The organism is Candidatus Infernicultor aquiphilus, assembly GCF_002784285.1.
Classification (GTDB): Bacteria; Atribacterota; Phoenicimicrobiia; order Phoenicimicrobiales; family Phoenicimicrobiaceae; genus Infernicultor; species Infernicultor aquiphilus.
On sequence record NZ_PFKO01000280.1, the window covers coordinates 3792 to 4503 of the forward strand.

Sequence of the window (712 nt, forward strand, 5' to 3'; positions counted from 1 at the left end):
TGAGGATATCCGTCCTACTCCCGAACTTTCCTTTGCCGTTCGTCACCTTTACGCTATCGCCGGTATAGTAATCACTGCCAGTCACAATCCTCCTGAATATAATGGCTATAAAGTATATAGCTCCGATGGTGGACAGATCATCCCCGAGATTGCCGATAAAATAATTTACCACATCAACCAAATAAAAGACTATTCTCTGATTAAAAAAATTGAACTTTTCACTGCCACTAAAAAAGGTTTATTTAATATAATTGGTTCGGAAATTGACCAGGTCTATTTGCAAAAAGTAAAAGAACTTACTATTAGAGACGGAGATGATCTTGATAAATCTATTAAAATAGTCTATACCCCCCTCCACGGAGCAGGGAATATTCCCATAAGAATGATTTTAAAAGAAAGGGGATTTACCAATGTATTTGTAGTAGAAGAACAGACTCATCCTGACCCAAATTTTTCTACGGTAGAATCACCTAATCCTGAAAACCCTGCCGCCTTCGAGCTGGCTATTCAATTAGGCCAAAAAGTAAATGCTGAGATTCTAATTGCCACTGACCCGGACTCTGACCGCATCGGCCTGGCAGTAAAAAATAATCCGCATCATGGCGAGGAGCACCCTTTTTTGTCATTGCGAGGGAGTGAAACGACCGAAGCAATCTCGTCTAACATTAAAAGCGTAGAACAGTCGTCTCACCCGTCAGGGATAGATTCCCGC

At 41.2% G+C, this 712-nt stretch carries 1 pseudogene; it reads left to right on the plus strand.

The window, feature by feature from the left end:
* Window positions 1-712: pseudogene (locus COZ07_RS07555) on the plus strand (phospho-sugar mutase); the annotation flags it as partial.